The 14,922-nt window shown below is 59.9% G+C and carries 14 protein-coding genes and 1 tRNA gene; 4 read left to right on the forward strand and 11 right to left on the reverse strand.

Annotated elements, in window-relative coordinates; all coding sequences use genetic code 11:
- Both PMI01S_RS31845 and PMI01S_RS12800 read left to right on the forward strand, forming a co-directional pair.
- On the forward strand, positions 1-196 hold a 196-nt coding region (locus PMI01S_RS31845), incomplete at its 5' end, for a hypothetical protein (RefSeq protein WP_218028107.1).
- 175 nt (positions 197-371) lie between these two features.
- Entirely contained in the window at positions 372-695 is a 324-nt protein-coding gene (locus PMI01S_RS12800; protein ID WP_084320395.1) for a hypothetical protein, read from the forward strand.
- 243 nt (positions 696-938) lie between these two features.
- Here the strand turns inward: PMI01S_RS12800 and PMI01S_RS12805 are convergent.
- The 6 genes from PMI01S_RS12805 to PMI01S_RS12830 form a co-directional block, all read right to left on the reverse strand.
- A tRNA-Met gene (locus tag PMI01S_RS12805) sits at positions 939-1,015 on the reverse strand.
- An 80-nt stretch (positions 1,016-1,095) separates the two neighbouring features.
- Positions 1,096-2,556, reverse strand: coding sequence for an amidase (locus tag PMI01S_RS12810; protein WP_084320397.1), 1,461 nt, complete (start codon positions 2,554-2,556; stop codon positions 1,096-1,098).
- Between the two features lie 61 nt (positions 2,557-2,617).
- A complete protein-coding gene (locus tag PMI01S_RS12815; protein WP_084320398.1) occupies positions 2,618-3,652 on the reverse strand; it encodes an ABC transporter substrate-binding protein in 1,035 nt (344 codons plus the stop codon).
- Between the two features lie 27 nt (positions 3,653-3,679).
- Positions 3,680-4,489 carry an ABC transporter permease gene (locus tag PMI01S_RS12820; protein WP_084320399.1) on the reverse strand — a complete coding sequence of 270 codons (810 nt, stop codon included), beginning with the start codon at positions 4,487-4,489 and terminating at the stop codon, positions 3,680-3,682.
- Complete coding sequence (locus tag PMI01S_RS12825) at positions 4,486-5,406, reverse strand: ABC transporter permease (protein WP_084320400.1); 921 nt, start codon at positions 5,404-5,406, stop codon at positions 4,486-4,488. Before PMI01S_RS12825 ends, PMI01S_RS12820 begins: the two co-directional genes overlap by 4 nt.
- A gap of 15 nt (positions 5,407-5,421) precedes the next feature.
- Entirely contained in the window at positions 5,422-6,540 is a 1,119-nt protein-coding gene (locus tag PMI01S_RS12830) for an ABC transporter ATP-binding protein (protein WP_084320401.1), read from the reverse strand.
- Positions 6,541-6,766: 226 nt separating this feature from the next.
- Between PMI01S_RS12830 and PMI01S_RS12835 the strand changes: the two genes are divergently transcribed.
- Complete coding sequence (locus tag PMI01S_RS12835; RefSeq protein ID WP_084320403.1) at positions 6,767-7,672, forward strand: LysR substrate-binding domain-containing protein; 906 nt, start codon at positions 6,767-6,769, stop codon at positions 7,670-7,672.
- Between the two features lie 611 nt (positions 7,673-8,283).
- On the opposite strand, the gene PMI01S_RS31690 is transcribed toward PMI01S_RS12835, so the two are convergent.
- Entirely contained in the window at positions 8,284-8,451 is a 168-nt protein-coding gene (locus PMI01S_RS31690; protein ID WP_159439544.1) for a hypothetical protein, read from the reverse strand.
- Positions 8,444-10,504: a methyl-accepting chemotaxis protein gene (locus tag PMI01S_RS12845; RefSeq protein ID WP_084320405.1), complete on the reverse strand. Its 2,061-nt coding sequence runs from the start codon at positions 10,502-10,504 to the stop codon at positions 8,444-8,446. The genes PMI01S_RS31690 and PMI01S_RS12845 overlap by 8 nt, the downstream gene beginning before the upstream one ends.
- A gap of 440 nt (positions 10,505-10,944) precedes the next feature.
- Here PMI01S_RS12845 and PMI01S_RS12850 point away from each other — a divergent pair, with 440 nt between their 5' ends.
- Entirely contained in the window at positions 10,945-12,162 is a 1,218-nt protein-coding gene (locus PMI01S_RS12850; RefSeq protein WP_084320406.1) for an MFS transporter, read from the forward strand.
- A gap of 189 nt (positions 12,163-12,351) precedes the next feature.
- On the opposite strand, the gene ychF is transcribed toward PMI01S_RS12850, so the two are convergent.
- The 3 genes from ychF to PMI01S_RS12865 form a co-directional block, all read right to left on the reverse strand.
- A complete protein-coding gene (gene ychF, locus PMI01S_RS12855) occupies positions 12,352-13,452 on the reverse strand; it encodes a redox-regulated ATPase YchF (RefSeq protein WP_017340760.1) in 1,101 nt (366 codons plus the stop codon).
- Positions 13,453-13,475: 23 nt separating this feature from the next.
- Complete coding sequence (gene pth, locus PMI01S_RS12860) at positions 13,476-14,060, reverse strand: aminoacyl-tRNA hydrolase (protein WP_008037207.1); 585 nt, start codon at positions 14,058-14,060, stop codon at positions 13,476-13,478.
- 172 nt (positions 14,061-14,232) lie between these two features.
- Positions 14,233-14,835, reverse strand: coding sequence for a 50S ribosomal protein L25/general stress protein Ctc (locus PMI01S_RS12865; protein ID WP_084320407.1), 603 nt, complete (start codon positions 14,833-14,835; stop codon positions 14,233-14,235).
- Between the last annotated feature and the right edge of the window lie 87 nt (positions 14,836-14,922).

The raw sequence follows: 14,922 nt of genomic DNA on the forward strand, positions 1-14,922 counted from the left end.
CGGCTTGCCCGCGAAGGGGGTCCTACAGGTAGCGAAATTTCTGGGCAAAGTCGTCGGAAGTTTCCTTCAAGTTGTAGCGGTTTCCATGAACTGGTGCGAAGTGAATTCCATGGATAGTCTTTGGCTGTCGCAGCAAGAGCAGCGGCAGGGTGTAGGAACCCTTGGACAATCACCGCGCGTCAGCGCTGTCGTTTGATTGCGGCACTTAATCAGTGTCCGTAAGATCGTTCGCGGCGGCTGTGCGTGGGACACGCTTCGGCGTGGCTGAGTTTGGTGGATGTCTCAGTTTCCTACTCCCGCGCACGGCTGCCACCCAAGCCCGTAGGAAAGGCCGTTGGTAGCTTCAATCTATCCACCAAGGTCTCTAAAAAATGACAAATCTTCACCCCGATCCACCCTACGAAAAACCAGTTCCTCCACCCAAAAGCCGCTTCATGGCACTGACCAGCAACTGCGACGACATGCCCACCCTGTTCGTCGATACCCTCGCACCACTCGACGTTTTATACGACGCGGCCCACTATCGAATCTGCGCCGTCACCCAGGTAATGGAAAACCTGTCGATGCGTGGCTCGATCGAATGTCAGTCTTTCATCCTTAGTGACTTTGCATTGCTCTGCGCCATTCCGTTGCGGGATGGGTGTGATGTGCTGGATGTGCTGGGGCGGCGGTTGAAAGCGCGGCGTTCGGAGTAGCGCCGGACGTTGTTGTGGCGCGGGAGCGAGCTCCCTCGCCATCAGGATCAAGAGATCGCAGCCTTCGGCAGCTCCTATAGGAGTAACTTGCTGGCGATGGCGGCCCCAAAATTGATGCAGGACTTAAGGGCCTCATCGCCGGTAAACCGGGCTCCTACAGGATTTTTGTCGGAAGTGGGGGCCTGCGCATTTTCTCCGGGCATAAAAAAACGGCCTACCTTTCGGTAAGCCGTTTTTAGTACTTGGTGGCTACACAGGGACTTGAACCCCGGACCCCAGCATTATGAATGCTATGCTCTAACCAACTGAGCTATGTAGCCAAGTGGCGCGCATTATTCGCGGGAAACGAATATGCGTCAAGCGCTTTTTTAAAAAATTTATCTACGCTATCAACCGTTTATCAAAATCCCTCGTTCAACAGTGGCGAAGGGCAGCGCTGGAACCAGCGACTCGCCTGTTCGTAAGCGTGGGCCAGTTGCAGGACGGCGAAGTCGGCCTGGTGCCTGCCGATGATTTGCAGCCCCATCGGTAAACCGTTCGAATTGAACCCTGCCTGCACATTCGCCACCGGACAGCCGGACAAGGTGCCGGGGATCACCACCTCCATCCAGCGGTGATAGGTGTCTATGTTCACGCCTTCAATAGACGTCGGCCATGGCTGGGTTTTATCGAACGGAAACACCTGAGCGCTGGGCAGCAGCAGGTAATCGAACTCTTCAAACAGTCGGGAGATCGCCCGGTACCAGTTACTGCGGTCCACGGACGCCTTGAACACCTCGCTGGCGGACAGTTTCAAACCGTGTTCGATCTCCCAGCACGCTTCCGGTTTCAACTGTGCGCGCTTTTGCGGGTCGGCGTAAATCGCGCCCAGCGAGCCGGCGACCATCCAGTGACGCAAGGTTCGCCAACTGCTCCACAGCTGTTGCGGAGCGAACTGGGGTTGCACCGCTTCGATATGACATCCGAGGCTTGCGAAGTCGGCGAAAGTTTTTTCGCAGAGGTCGAGAATGCCTTTTTCCATTGGCAGATAGCCGTTGAAATCTCCCAGCCAACCCAGGCGCGTGCCTTTGAAGTCGCGCTCCAGCGGCGCCGCAAAGGCGCTGCCGGATTCGGCGATGGACAGCGGCGCCCGGGCATCGGCGCCGGCCTGCACCGACAGCAGCAACGCGGCATCGCGCACGCTGCGCCCCATGGGGCCTTCGTAGCCGAGCTGATCGATGAACAGGTCGGCGCTGTCATCGAAGGGCACGCGGCCCTGGGACGGGCGGAAACCGAAGATGTTGTTGAAAGCGGCCGGGTTACGCAGCGAGCCCATCATGTCGCTGCCATCGGCCACCGGCACCAGATGCATCGCCAGCGCCGCCGCTGCGCCACCGCTGCTGCCGCCGGCCGTTTTACCCGGGTCATAAGCGCAACCGGTGGCACCGAACAGCGGGTTGTAACTTTGCGAGCCGAGGCCGAATTCCGGGGTGTTGCTCTTGCCGATGATGATTGCGCCGGCCGCTTTCAGCCGCTCCACCATGATCCCGTCGCGATCGGGAATAAAGTCCTTGTACAGCGGCGAACCCAGCGTCGTGCGGATGCCACGGGTCAGCGACAGGTCTTTGACCGCATGGGGCAAGCCATGCATCCAGCCACGGTACTCGCCCCGAGCCAGTTCGGCGTCGCGCCTGTCGGCCTGGGCCAGCAAGTCTTCCGGCGCCTGCAGGCTGATCAGCGCATTGACCTTCGGGTTGAAACGATCGATATGGGCCAGGTAAGTCTGCATCACTTCCCGGCAGGAAACCTCGCGCAGGCGAATGCGTTCGGCGAGTTCGTGGGCCTGCAGCAGGACCAGTTCGCTGATGTTATTAGAAGTCATTGCAACGCTGCCTTTCGGACGGCTGGAGGAACACCCCGTCACCGCGACGGGGCGGTTGAAATCAACGCATCAGGCTGGTCCAGAGACGGTCGGCCAGGCGAATCGCGCCTTCGCCGCAGGTCTTGCTGAACATCACTTGGGTGCCTTCGGGAATGTGCAGCTCCGGGGCGTCCTTGAGGCTGGCGTCGAGGAACGGTTCCACACCCTTGATCGGGCTTTGGTGCTTGAGGAAGTTCTGGGTCATGGCGGCATTTTCAGGCTGGCTGAGGAACGCAATAAACGCCTTGGCGTTCGCCGGATTCTTGCTGCCGGTCGGGATCACCATGTTATCGACCCAGGCCAGCACGCCTTCTTTCGGGTAGAGGTATTTCAGGCTGGGCTTCATTTCCCGGGCGCGCATCGACGAACCGCCCCAGAACATCGACATGTCGATTTCACCCGCGGCCAGGTTCTCGCGAATCGAGCCGGCCTTGGAGCTGTAGGTCTTGACGAAAGGTTTCTGCGCCTTGAGCAAGCTCAGCACTTGCTGCATCTGCTTGGGGTCTTCGCTGCACAGCGGGATGTTCAGGTACAGGCTGGCCATGTCGATGGCTTCGCTGACCGAATCGAACATGTTGATCCGTCCCTGCAACTCGGCTGGCGGCTCGTAAAGCACCTTGTAGCTGTCGGTCGGACCTTTATAGCGTTCGGTGTTCAGTACCACGCTGGTGGTGCCCCAGATGAACGGCACGGAATAGGCACCTTCCGGGTCCCAGGTGGGTTTTTTCAAGTTATCCACAACGCTGGCGTAGTAGGGCTCTTTGACCGGGTCGAAGCGTTCCAGCAGATGTTCCTTGATCAGGATCGGCACGAACTGGTGCGACGGAATCGCCACGTCGTAACCCGCGCCGCCCTGTTTCAGTTTCGCCAGCAGGGTTTCGTTGGAATCGTAGGAGTCCACGGTGACTTCGATGCCGGTCTGTTTCTGGAACCTGGCGAGGATTTCCGGCGAAAAGTAGCCACTCCAGCTCACTACGTTAAGCTTTTCTGCGGCCTGGACGCTGCCGGCCAGTGTCACTAACAACGAAGTCCCGATGCTTGCAATCAACTTGCTCATGCTATTTCCCCACGGTACGTAGAAGGTTCAGGTGTTCTTTTTGCCCAACAGGTACGAGAGGCTGACGAACAGCACCGAGACGCCCAGGATCAGGGTCGAAACAGCGTTGACGTCGGGCGTCACGCCCATCCGCAACAGGCCGAAGATAAAGATTGGCAAGGTGGTGGTGCCGGCCTGGGAGACCATCATCGAGATCACGAAGTTATCCAGCGAAACGATGAAGGCCAGCATCAGTCCGGAAAAAATCCCCGGCATCAGCAGCGGCAGGGTGACCTTGCGAAAAGTCCGCCACGGGCCGGCGTAAAGGTCGGCCGAGGCTTGTTCCAGGGACAGGTCCATGTCGTTGAGTCGCGCACGAATCGGCAGGTAGGCAAATGGAATGCAGAACACCGTGTGGGCGATGATCAGGTTGCCGTAACCCAGGGACAGACCGAGGGTGGAAAACAGTGCCAGCGTGGCGACGCCGACTACGATTTCCGGCAACACCAGCGGCAGCATGATCGCCCCCATCGACAGTTGCAGGCCCTTGAACCTGGCACCGCGCGAGGTACCGAGGGCGGCGAGGGTGGCAATGGCCGTGGCGATCATGCTCGCGCACACGGCGATCAACAGACTGTTGCCGGCCGCCTGGCGCAGCGCCTGATTGGCGAAAGCCGCGCGGTACCAGTCCAGGCTGAACCCGGTCCACACCGTCGCCGACTGATTAGCGTTGAACGAGAACACCACCAGCACCACGATCGGCGCGTAGAGGTACAGGTAGAACAGGAAACTGAAGCCACCGAAGCCCGGAAAATCCTGCACACCCAGGCCGTTTCGCTTGAATAGACGCAGCATCATGCACCTCCCTTGGCGATGCGCTGACGTTCGGAGCGCAAGGCATATACCGTCAGCACCAGCATCACGGCGGCCATCAGCACCAGCGACAGCGCCGCGCCGAAAGGCCAGTTACGCGCATCGCTGAACTGCCGGAAGATCAGGTTGCCGAGCATCATCCGCGTGCCGCCGCCCAGCAATTCCGGAGCGATCATCGCGCCCAGGCACGGCACGAACGTGAGGATGGCGCCGGCGAGAATCCCCGGTCTGGCGATGGGCAGCACCACTTTGCGCAAAGTGCGCCAGCGTCCGGCGTAAAGGTCCTGCGCGGCTTCCAGCAGGCGGATGTCCATCTTTTCCAGCGTCGCGTAAATCGGTAGCACCACGAAGGGCGCGTAGGTGTAAACCAGACCCAGCAACACGGCGCCGTCGGTGTAGAGCAATTGCAACGGTTGGTCGATAACGCCGAGGCCCATCAGGCTGTTGTTGATCACCCCGGTGTTACGCAAAAGCAAAATCCAGGCGTAGGTGCGGATCAGCAGGTTGGCCCAGAACGGCACGGTGATCAGAAAGATCAGCAGGCCACGCCGATGCGCCGGTTGCATGGCCAGCCATACCGCCACCGGAAAGCCGATCAGCAACGTGATAATCGTCGTCAGCCCGGCAATGCCGATGGAGCGCAAGGCGATCAGCAGATAGGAATCGGCGAAGGCCAGACTGTCATCCAGTTGCCGCTCGAACAGCAGCGAAGTGTAGGCGTCAGTGCTGAAGACTTTGTTGACCCCGCCATAGGGGTTGGCTTCCATCAGCGAGTAGCCGATGACAATCAGGATCGGCACGATCAGAAACAGGCCGATGGCGATCAGCGCCGGGCTGACCCCGAGAAAGCTCTGGAAGGCCCGCCGGCGCTCCAGTGTGTTGGCGATCGGTAAAGCGTGCATGGCAAATCCTCGGGCTCAATCGTGCAGGACGCTGGCGCTGCCGCTGTCGAACAACAGGCCGGCCTGGGTGCCCACGGCAAAGCGCAGACTGCGATCGACGCTGTTGGGCGTGCGCACGGTGAGGCGCGAGCCGTCACTCAGGCTGACTTGATATTGCAGGTCGGTGCCGAGGTAGATCTGCGCATCGATCCGGCACGGCAGCGCGCCGCCGGTGTCGCCAGGCACGAGGTGCAGACGCTCGGGGCGCACCGACAGCGCAACGTTGGCACCGATCTGAACGTCGCTGCAGGGCTGTGCCGGCAGCGGATGCCCGGCGGGACCGGCAAACCAGGCCTGGCCGTTTTCGACGCGAGTGACCGTGCCTTCGATGAAGTTGGTTTCGCCGATAAAGTCCGCCACGAAACGGTTGCGCGGGCGTTCGTAGATGTCTTCCGGGCGGCCGACCTGTTGCACTTCGCCTTCGGACAGCACGGCGATGCGGTCGGACATGGTCAGCGCTTCTTCCTGGTCATGGGTGACGAAGATGAAGGTGATGCCGGTCTTGGCCTGGATGGTTTTCAGCTCTTCGCGCATGGCCTGGCGCAGCTTGAGGTCGAGGGCCGAGAGCGGTTCGTCGAGCAGCAGCACTTTGGGATGCGGTGCCAGTGCCCGCGCCAGGGCAACGCGCTGTTGCTGGCCGCCGGAGAGTTGCGCCGGTTTGCGCGCGGCGAAACGTTCCATCTGCACCAGCGCGAGCATTTCGCGTACACGCTCAGCGATCTGGGCCTTGTTCATGACCTTGCCCATCGGGTGCGATTCAAGGCCGAAAGCCAGGTTCTCGGCGATGGTCATGTGCGGGAATAGCGCGTAATGCTGAAACACCGTGTTGACCGGACGTTCGAAAGGCGGGCGGTCGGCGATGTTTTCGCCGTAGAGCAGAATCTCGCCCTCGGTCGGAAACTCGAACCCGGCGATCATCCGCAAGAGCGTGGTTTTGCCGCAGCCAGAAGGACCGAGGAGGGTGAAGAATTCGTTGTCGCGAATGTCCAGGTCGATGCTTTTCAGCGCCACCGGACCGGTCTGTGGATCACCGTAGACTTTGCGCACCGAGCGGATGGACACCGCCAGTGTTTGCAGCGAATGCAGGGCATTCATGCGTTACCTCCGATTCCCCCATCGCCTGCGAATACGCTGATATCAGCAGCACCGTCGGGCCATGGATATTATTTTTTTGGGCAGGATCGAGATGTGTTCGGGTGTTTGAGCCAGCTGTTTTTTTGTTGTGCTGTGCCTGGATTATCAGTGAGGGGTTGCGGGGGCGAAACTTCAATTTTAACATACGACCTGTTAAATAATTTAATAGCAAAAGGCGGCCAACCCCATGCCTGACCACCGTTTACCACCACTGAATGCGGTGCGTGCCTTTGATGCGGCGGCTCGTCTGGGCAGCTACGTCGAGGCCTCGAAGGCGCTGCATGTGACCCAGCCTGCCATCGGTCGGCACGTAAAATTGCTGGAGGAATGGCTGGGCATTCAGCTGTTCGAGCGCACGTCTCGTGGTGTGATCTTGACGTTGGCGGGGGAGAAATATCACCGCAAGATTGCCGCTGCCTTGCAGCTGATGATCGAGGCTGGCAAGGAGGCTAGGCCCAAGGATGCCGAGCGCTGGTTGCGCATCATGGTGGTGCCGGGTTTTGCCAAGCGCTGGCTGATGCCGCGCATTGAAGTCATGCGCCATTTGCGGCCGGGCCTGAAGTTCGCCATCGAGCCCAACTCGACGTTCACCGATGTGGATGGCAAGAGCGCCGACCTCGGGATTGTCTACGGCGTGGATGGGCAATACGCGCATTCCCGCGTCAGCCTGATCCGCCCGCGTGTATTCCCGATCTGTACGCCGGAATATCTGGCCAGCATCGACCCCGTCGACGGGCCCGCCGACCTGGTGAAACTCAACCTGATTCACGTCGATGACGGCGAGTGGTGGAACCTGTGGTTCGCCGCCCACGATCTGGACGTGCACCTCAACTCGGACATGCTGTACGTCAACAACGACCACGCGCTGTCGGTGGCCGAGAGCGGGCAGGGCATCGCATTGGCCAACGAAGTGCTGGTGCGTGAAGAACTAAAAAGCGGTGCGCTGGTACGGGTGCTGGACGCCGAAGTCAAACTGGAAAGCTATCGTGTGTTGACGCCATCCGCCGAACTTTCGGCGGATGTGTCGTGGTTCATTCAGTGGCTGAAGGCCGAGCTGGAGCAGGACTTTCCGGAAGCGGTAATCGCCGCCTGAGGCCGATAGATCTGCACTGTAGGAGCCGGCTTGCTGGCGATCCAGACGCCGCGGTTTGCCAGGGAAACCGCGTAAACGTTCATCGCCAGCAAGCCGGCTCCTACAGAACTAGACACTCAAACGAAACCGCCCGGTGTTCCGGAAGCGGTAATCGCCCCTGAGGCCGATAGATCTGTACTGTAGGAGCCGGCTTGCTGGCGATCCAGGCGCCGCGGTTTGCCAGGGAAACCGCGTAATCGTTCATCGCCAGCAAGCCGGCTCCTACAGAATCGGGACTAGACACTCAAACGAAAACGTCCGGTGTTCCCGAAGCGGTAATCGCCCCTGAGGCTGATAGATCTGCACTGCAGGAGCCGGCTTGCTGGCGATCCAGGCACCGCGGTTCACCAGGCAAACCGCGTAATCGTTCATCGCCAGCAAGCCGGCTCCTACAGAACTAGACATTCAAGCGAAACCGCCCGGTGTTCCGGAAGCGGTAATCGCCCCTGAGGCCGATAGATCTGCACTGTAGGAGCCGGCTTGCTGGCGATCCAGACGCCGCGGTTTGCCAGGGAAACCGCGTAAACGTTCATCGTCAGCAAGCCGGCTCCTACAGAATCGGGACTAGACACTCAAACGAAAACGTCCGGTGTTCCGGAAGCGGTGATCGCCGCCTGAGGCTGATAGATCTGCACTGTAGGAGCCGGCTTGCTGGCGATCCAGGCACCGCGGTTCACCAGGCAAACCGCGTAATCGTTCATCGCCAGCAAGCCGGCTCCTACAGAATCGGGACTAGACATTCAAACGAAACCGTCCGGTGTTGGCGCTCAGGGCCTTGCTGCCCTGGCTCAAGGTGTCCGCTGCCTGATTCACCGCCCGCGCGCCTTCGAGCAAGCGCACGGCGGCCTGGTCGACTTGCTGGATGTTGCCGCTGACTTCGTCGGCAGTGGTTGCTTGCTCATCGACCGCCGTGGCGATCTGCGCCAGGGTGTCGGTGACACTCTGCACGGCGCTGGCGATTTCCCCCAGTCGTTCGCCGAGGCCGGTGACCGCTTGCGCATCGGATTGCGCCTGGCCGCAGGCGGCTTCCATCAGGCTCACGGCTTCATTCACCGTGTTACGCAAGCTGTCGACGGTGCCGGCGATCTGCGCGGTGGACGATTGGGTGCGTTGCGACAGGCTGCGCACTTCATCGGCGACCACCGCAAAGCCTCGACCCTGTTCACCGGCGCGAGCCGCTTCGATGGCGGCGTTGAGCGCCAGCAGGTTGGTTTGCTCGGCGACCCCGCGAATGGTGTCGACCACCAATTGAATCTGCTGGCCTTGTTCACTGACCCGCCCGAGTGCCGCCGCCGTGTCGTTCAAACGCTGGTTGAGCTGCTGAATACTCGCGGTGGTGCGTTGACTGTCGCGGCTGCTGTCGGCAGCAATGCGCTGGGTGTGCTGGGCGCTGCCGGAAGCCTGTTCGCAACTCTGGGCAACGCCTTGGGAGGTGGCGGCCAATTGCGTTGCGGCCGCGGCGATCTGACTGATCTGCAATTGCTGCGCTTCGACCTCGCCCAACGCACCACTGGAATGATGGTTGAGCGTGCGCACCGCGTTGCTCAGTTGCAGGGTTTCGTGATCGACCCCCAGCAGGCTGTTGCGCAGTTGCACCACGGCGACGTTGAGCGCGGTACTGATCGCGGCCAGTTCGTCGCGACCCTCAACTGGCACTTGCAGGCTCAGATTACCGTCGCGCAAGGCTTCGGCCAGCAGCGTGATGCCGCTGGCGCTGCGACGAATCGAAGCCTGCAAGCAGATAAACAGGTACAACGCGGCCAGCAGCAGGCAACCAAAGATCACCGCCACCACAATGAACTGGCGGATCGCCGAGCCGTGGTAGTAATCCAGGCGTTGATCCAGCGAGACCAACGACTGCTGGCGCAGCGAAGCGAGGTCGGTGAGCAGGCTGTCGAGGCTGCGTTCGAACTCCTCGGGTTTGAGTTTGATGCTGCCGCCAAACACACCGTCATCAAGGACTTTCAGTTCGGCATCGAGGTGTTTGAGGCTGTCATGGTATTGCCCGGCCCAGGCCTGCAAGGCGCTGGGAAGGCGCGCTTCGAGCAGCGTGGCGGTTTTCACCAGCTGTTCACGGGCGTCGCCGATGCGGCTGCGCAGGTCGCGCAATTGCAGACGGCTTTGCAGCGTGAACTGACCGGACACCACGGACGCCTGGCCGACGCTGGCCAGACGGCCTACGCGTTCGATCAGGTCCGGCGCGTGTTGCGTGGAGATCTGCGTCAGCAGGTAGGTTTCCAGCCACGGTGCGAGCGTCAGGCGATTGTCCATGGCGATCTGTTCGCGCAAGGCTTGCAGAGCGCTCAAGGCATTGGTGAAACGGTCGTAACCGTCCGGCCACCAGCCGACGCTGCTCAGGCTTTTCGAGTCGAGGCCATTGAGGGCGGTTTGCAGCGCCTGATAGCGGGCCAGTGTTTCGCCCTCGGCGCCTTCGGTTTGCAACGCGTTGCCAAGGTCCGCAGTGGCCTGGGCCACTGCCGGCTGAACCGCATCGAACGCGGCCATCGCCGCGAGAGTGGCGGGTGTCGGCTGCCGGTTGGTCTCGGTGGCGCGCCAGCGCGCGGCGCGGTCACGCTGGGCGGCGAGCAGGTTATCCAGCGCGTCCAGCGCGAGCAGTTGCCGGACCCCGGCACGCTCGCCGGAAATCAGGTTCAGTTTGGCGCGATAGTCCTGGCCGATCATCAGCAGGCTGCCCGCGAGTGGCAGGATAAACAGCAGAAACAACAGCTGAAACTTGCGGGCGAAGCCGAAACGCCCCAGCAACCCGATCCCCGGAGATAAAAAAGCCTGCATGCCCCATGACTCCTCTGGACACCACGCACCAATCGCGTGCGTCGAGGTCGTTGCGACCGCGACTCGTGCCCTTTTTAAAGGCCTCGAAAGTTCACCCTCGTCAGCTCTGTAGGCCGACTCTGTAGCGAAACTTCCCATTCTCGGTGTCCTTTGTAAGGCACCGCGTTGAAGAGGATAAAGGAGGCAAGATTCAGACCATGGCGTTGCGCTATTACTGGGACTTGACTGTAGGAGCAAGCTTGCTCGCGTTGATTGAAAGAACGCCGAGGAGTGTCAGGCGCCCAGCAGCATCATTGACGATCATCGCGAGCAAGCTCGCTACTGCAAGGAAGGGGGGGCATTTAGTTCGTTAGCTGGCTAAGGGGATGGCGCTGCTGCACTGAAAAATGGCACATTGACGCACCTGCCCGTGTGCACCCATCTGCTGTACGGAAATTCCCATGGCTATCAGCAATGCCCAGACCGGCGCGACGCCGGCATCCGCGACTTCTCAAAGCAGCCCTCTGGTCATGCGCATCATCGGCGCCGTGGCGCTGGCGCATTTGATCAACGACCTGATTCAGTCGGTGCTGCCTTCGATCTATCCGATGCTCAAGGCCAGCTATGGCCTGACCTTCACTCAGGTCGGTCTGATCACCCTGACCTTCCAGCTGACCGCCTCGCTGTTGCAGCCGTGGGTCGGTTACCACACCGATCGTCATCCCAAACCCTGGCTGCTTCCGGCGGGGACGGTGTGCACGTTGATCGGCATTTTGATGATGTCGGTGGTCGGCACTTTTCCATTGATTCTGCTGGCGGCGGGGTTGATCGGCATTGGCTCGTCGACCTTTCACCCGGAAGCGTCCCGCGTGGCGCGGCTGGCATCGGGCGGGCGATTTGGCCTGGCGCAATCGACTTTCCAGGTCGGTGGTAACGCGGGCTCCGCTTTCGGTCCATTGCTGGCGGCGGCGATCATCATTCCGTTTGGTCAGGGGCATGTGGCGTGGTTTGGCTTGTTCGCGGTGTTTGCGCTGTTCGTGCTCTACCGGATCAGTCGCTGGTACGCCAATCACCTGAACCTGTTCAAGCTCAAGCAAGGTCAGGCTGCGACGCATGGTTTGTCGAAGGGCCGGGTCATCAGTGCGCTGGTGGTGCTCGGTTTGCTGGTGTTCTCCAAGTATTTCTACATGGCCAGTTTCACCAGCTACTTCACCTTCTACCTGATCGAGAAGTTCGACCTGTCGGTGGCCAGTTCGCAGCTGCATTTGTTCCTGTTCCTGGGCGCGGTGGCGGCGGGGACATTCTTCGGTGGGCCGATCGGCGACAAGATCGGGCGTAAGGCAGTGATCTGGTTTTCAATCCTGGGCGTGGCGCCGTTCACGCTGATCCTGCCGCATGTTGATCTGTTCTGGACCAGCATTCTCAGTGTGGTGATCGGCTTCATCCTCGCCTCTGCGTTCTCGGCCATCGTGGTGTATGCGCAGGAATTGGTACCAGGAAATGTCGGGATGATTGCCGGGGTGTTCTTCGGGCTGATGTTTGGCTTCGGCGGGATTGGCGCGGCGTTGCTGGGGCATCTGGCGGATGTGCACGGCATTGAATACGTGTACTTCCTGTGTTCGTTCCTGCCGCTGCTGGGCGTGTTGGCGATCTTCCTGCCAAGAACCAAAAAGGCCTGACTCAACACAAATCGAATGTAGGAGCCGGCTTGCTGGCGATTCAGGCCCCGCGGTTAATCAGACGAATCGCGTGATCGTTCATCGCCAGCAAGCCGGCTCCTACAGGATTGCGATGAACGAAATTTCAGGCACAAAAAAGCCGCGTATCAAACGCGGCTTTTTTCTTGTGTGGCTGCTGCTTCCTGAAAACTAGACGTTGAAACGGAAGTGCATCACGTCGCCGTCTTTAACGATGTAGTCCTTGCCTTCCAGGCGCCATTTACCGGCTTCTTTGGCACCGGCTTCGCCCTTGTACTGGATGAAGTCGTCGTAGGCGATGACTTCGGCGCGGATGAAGCCTTTTTCGAAGTCGGTGTGGATCACGCCAGCGGCTTGCGGTGCGGTGGCACCGACGCGGACGGTCCATGCGCGGACTTCTTCGACACCGGCGGTGAAGTAGGTCTGCAGGTGCAGCATTTCGTAGCCGGCGCGGATCACGCGGTTCAGGCCAGGCTCTTCGAGGCCAAGGGCTTCGAGGAACATGTCTTTTTCTTCGCCGTCTTCCAGCTCGGCGATTTCGGCTTCGATCTTGTTGCAGACAGGAACCACCATGGCGCCTTCTTCTTCGGCGATGGCTTTGACGATGTCCAGCAGCGGGTTGTTCTCGAAACCGTCTTCAGCAACGTTGGCGATGTACATGACCGGCTTGGTGGTCAGCAGGTGGAAGCCACGGATCACCGCCTTGTCGTCGGCCGCCATGTTCTTCATCAGGGTGCGCGCTGGCTTGCCGAGGGTGAAGTGAGCGATCAATTGCTCCAGAAGGCCCTTCTGGACAACGGCGTCCTTGTCACCACCCTTGGCGTTACGGGCGACTTTCTGCAGTTGCTTCTCGCAGCTGTCGAGGTCGGCGAAGATCAGTTCCAGGTCGATGATTTCGATGTCGCGTTTCGGGTCGACGCTGTTGGAGACGTGAATCACGTTCTCGTCTTCGAAGCAGCGGACCACGTGAGCGATGGCATCGGTCTCACGGATGTTGGCGAGGAACTTGTTACCCAGGCCTTCACCTTTCGAAGCGCCGGCAACGAGGCCCGCGATGTCGACGAATTCCATGGTGGTCGGCAGGATGCGCTTTGGATTGACGATGGCCGCCAGGGCTTCCAGTCGTGGATCCGGCATCGGCACGATACCGGTGTTCGGTTCGATGGTGCAGAAGGGGAAGTTCTCGGCCGCGATCCCGGATTTGGTCAGGGCGTTGAACAGGGTGGACTTGCCGACGTTAGGCAGGCCGACGATGCCGCAATTGAATCCCATGGTGTTTTCCCCGAGGAGTAGAGTCAGGCCTTCTGGCTGTGCAGGTTTTTCATCGCGCGGTTCCATTCCCCGGCGAGGATATCCGGCAGCACGCCGAGGGCAAAGTCGATGCTGGCATCGAGTTTTTCCTGTTCGGCGCGTGGCGCACGACCCAGGACGAAATTTGAAACCATACTGGCTACGCCCGGGTGGCCAATGCCAAGCCGCAAGCGGTAGAAGGTATTCTGATTGCCCAGTTGCGCGATGATGTCGCGCAATCCGTTGTGACCGCCATGGCCGCCGCCCTGTTTGAGTTTGGCAACGCCCGGAGGCAGGTCGAGTTCGTCGTGCGCCACGAGTATCTCTTCCGGCTTGATGCGAAAGAAGCCGGCAAGTGCCGCTACGGCCTGGCCGCTACGGTTCATGTACGTGGTGGGTATCAGCAGGCGAACATCCTGACCCTGATGCGAATAGCGTCCGGTCAGGCCGAAATATTTGCGATCCGCCACAAGGTTCACGCCTTGTGCGTTCGCGATGCGCTCAACAAAAAGGGCCCCTGCGTTATGCCGGGTCTGTTCGTATTCAGCGCCTGGATTTCCCAGGCCAACGATCAGTTTGATGGCAGTCACGATAGGGGCCCTTCCTTTTGGAGTGGTGGATAACATCGCCGCAATCCGGGTGTGCGGCGAAAGTGGACGACAAGTGCTCATTTACCATTATGTAAACTCCGCGTTCTCGCCCGCTTTCTCGCTACGTTCCAGTCCGCGATGTTACCGGGTCACTCCGGCATCACAGAGTAAATTACTCTGCTGCGCCTTCTTCAGTAGCTTCTGGAGCAACACGTGGAGCGTGGACGTTGGCAACAGCCTTGTCATCGCCGTGTGCCAGAGCAACAAACTCAACGCCTTTAGGGGCTTTGAGGTCGGACAGGTGAATGATCGAGCCGATTTCGGCGTTAGCCAGGTCGACTTCGATGAATTCAGGCAGGTCTTTCGGCAGGCAGGTCACTTCGATTTCCGAAACAACGTGCGAAACTTCGCCGCCTTTCTTGATCGGAGCTTCTTCACCAACAAAGTGTACAGGCACGATAGCGGTCAGTTTCTGGCCGGCTACAACGCGTACGAAGTCAGCGTGCATCACGTGGCCTTTGGCCGGGTGACGCTGCAGAGCCTTGATGATTACGTTTTGCTTGGTGCCGCCAACGTTCAGCTCGATGATGTGGCTGTAAGCCGCTTCGTTTTCGAGCAGTTTGGCAACTTCTTTGGCCAGCATGCTGATGGATTCAGGGGCTTTTTCGCCACCGTAAACTACAGCTGGTACCAGGCTTGCGAGACGACGCAGGCGGCGGCTCGCACCTTTCCCCAGGTCGGAACGCACTTCAGCATTCAGAGTAAATTCGTTCATGTTGTATCTCCAAAATAACCACATTCGCCCCAGCGTTTGCGACCAGCGCTAAAGGCGATATGGGCAAAAAAGCCCCGCCCCGACAGG

The organism is Pseudomonas migulae NBRC 103157, from assembly GCF_002091715.1.
Classification (GTDB): Bacteria; Pseudomonadota; Gammaproteobacteria; order Pseudomonadales; family Pseudomonadaceae; genus Aquipseudomonas; species Aquipseudomonas migulae_A.

What these genes read in the sequence shown, in the direction of transcription:
- PMI01S_RS12830 (WP_084320401.1), bottom strand. Translation starts at nt 6,540, where the DNA reads ATGAATGCCCTGCATTCGCTGCAAACACTGGCGGTGTCCATCCGCTCG.
- PMI01S_RS31690 (WP_159439544.1), bottom strand. Translation starts at nt 8,451, where the DNA reads ATGTCTAGTCCCGATTCTGTAGGAGCCGGCTTGCTGGCGATGAACGAT.
- PMI01S_RS12850 (WP_084320406.1), top strand. Translation starts at nt 10,945, where the DNA reads ATGGCTATCAGCAATGCCCAGACCGGCGCGACGCCGGCATCCGCGACT.
- PMI01S_RS12865 (WP_084320407.1), bottom strand. Translation starts at nt 14,835, where the DNA reads ATGAACGAATTTACTCTGAATGCTGAAGTGCGTTCCGACCTGGGGAAA.
- PMI01S_RS12845 (WP_084320405.1), bottom strand. Translation starts at nt 10,504, where the DNA reads ATGCAGGCTTTTTTATCTCCGGGGATCGGGTTGCTGGGGCGTTTCGGC.
- ychF (WP_017340760.1), bottom strand. Translation starts at nt 13,452, where the DNA reads ATGGGATTCAATTGCGGCATCGTCGGCCTGCCTAACGTCGGCAAGTCC.
- PMI01S_RS12800 (WP_084320395.1), top strand. Translation starts at nt 372, where the DNA reads ATGACAAATCTTCACCCCGATCCACCCTACGAAAAACCAGTTCCTCCA.
- PMI01S_RS12835 (WP_084320403.1), top strand. Translation starts at nt 6,767, where the DNA reads ATGCCTGACCACCGTTTACCACCACTGAATGCGGTGCGTGCCTTTGAT.
- PMI01S_RS12825 (WP_084320400.1), bottom strand. Translation starts at nt 5,406, where the DNA reads ATGCACGCTTTACCGATCGCCAACACACTGGAGCGCCGGCGGGCCTTC.
- PMI01S_RS12820 (WP_084320399.1), bottom strand. Translation starts at nt 4,489, where the DNA reads ATGATGCTGCGTCTATTCAAGCGAAACGGCCTGGGTGTGCAGGATTTT.
- PMI01S_RS12815 (WP_084320398.1), bottom strand. Translation starts at nt 3,652, where the DNA reads ATGAGCAAGTTGATTGCAAGCATCGGGACTTCGTTGTTAGTGACACTG.
- PMI01S_RS12810 (WP_084320397.1), bottom strand. Translation starts at nt 2,556, where the DNA reads ATGACTTCTAATAACATCAGCGAACTGGTCCTGCTGCAGGCCCACGAA.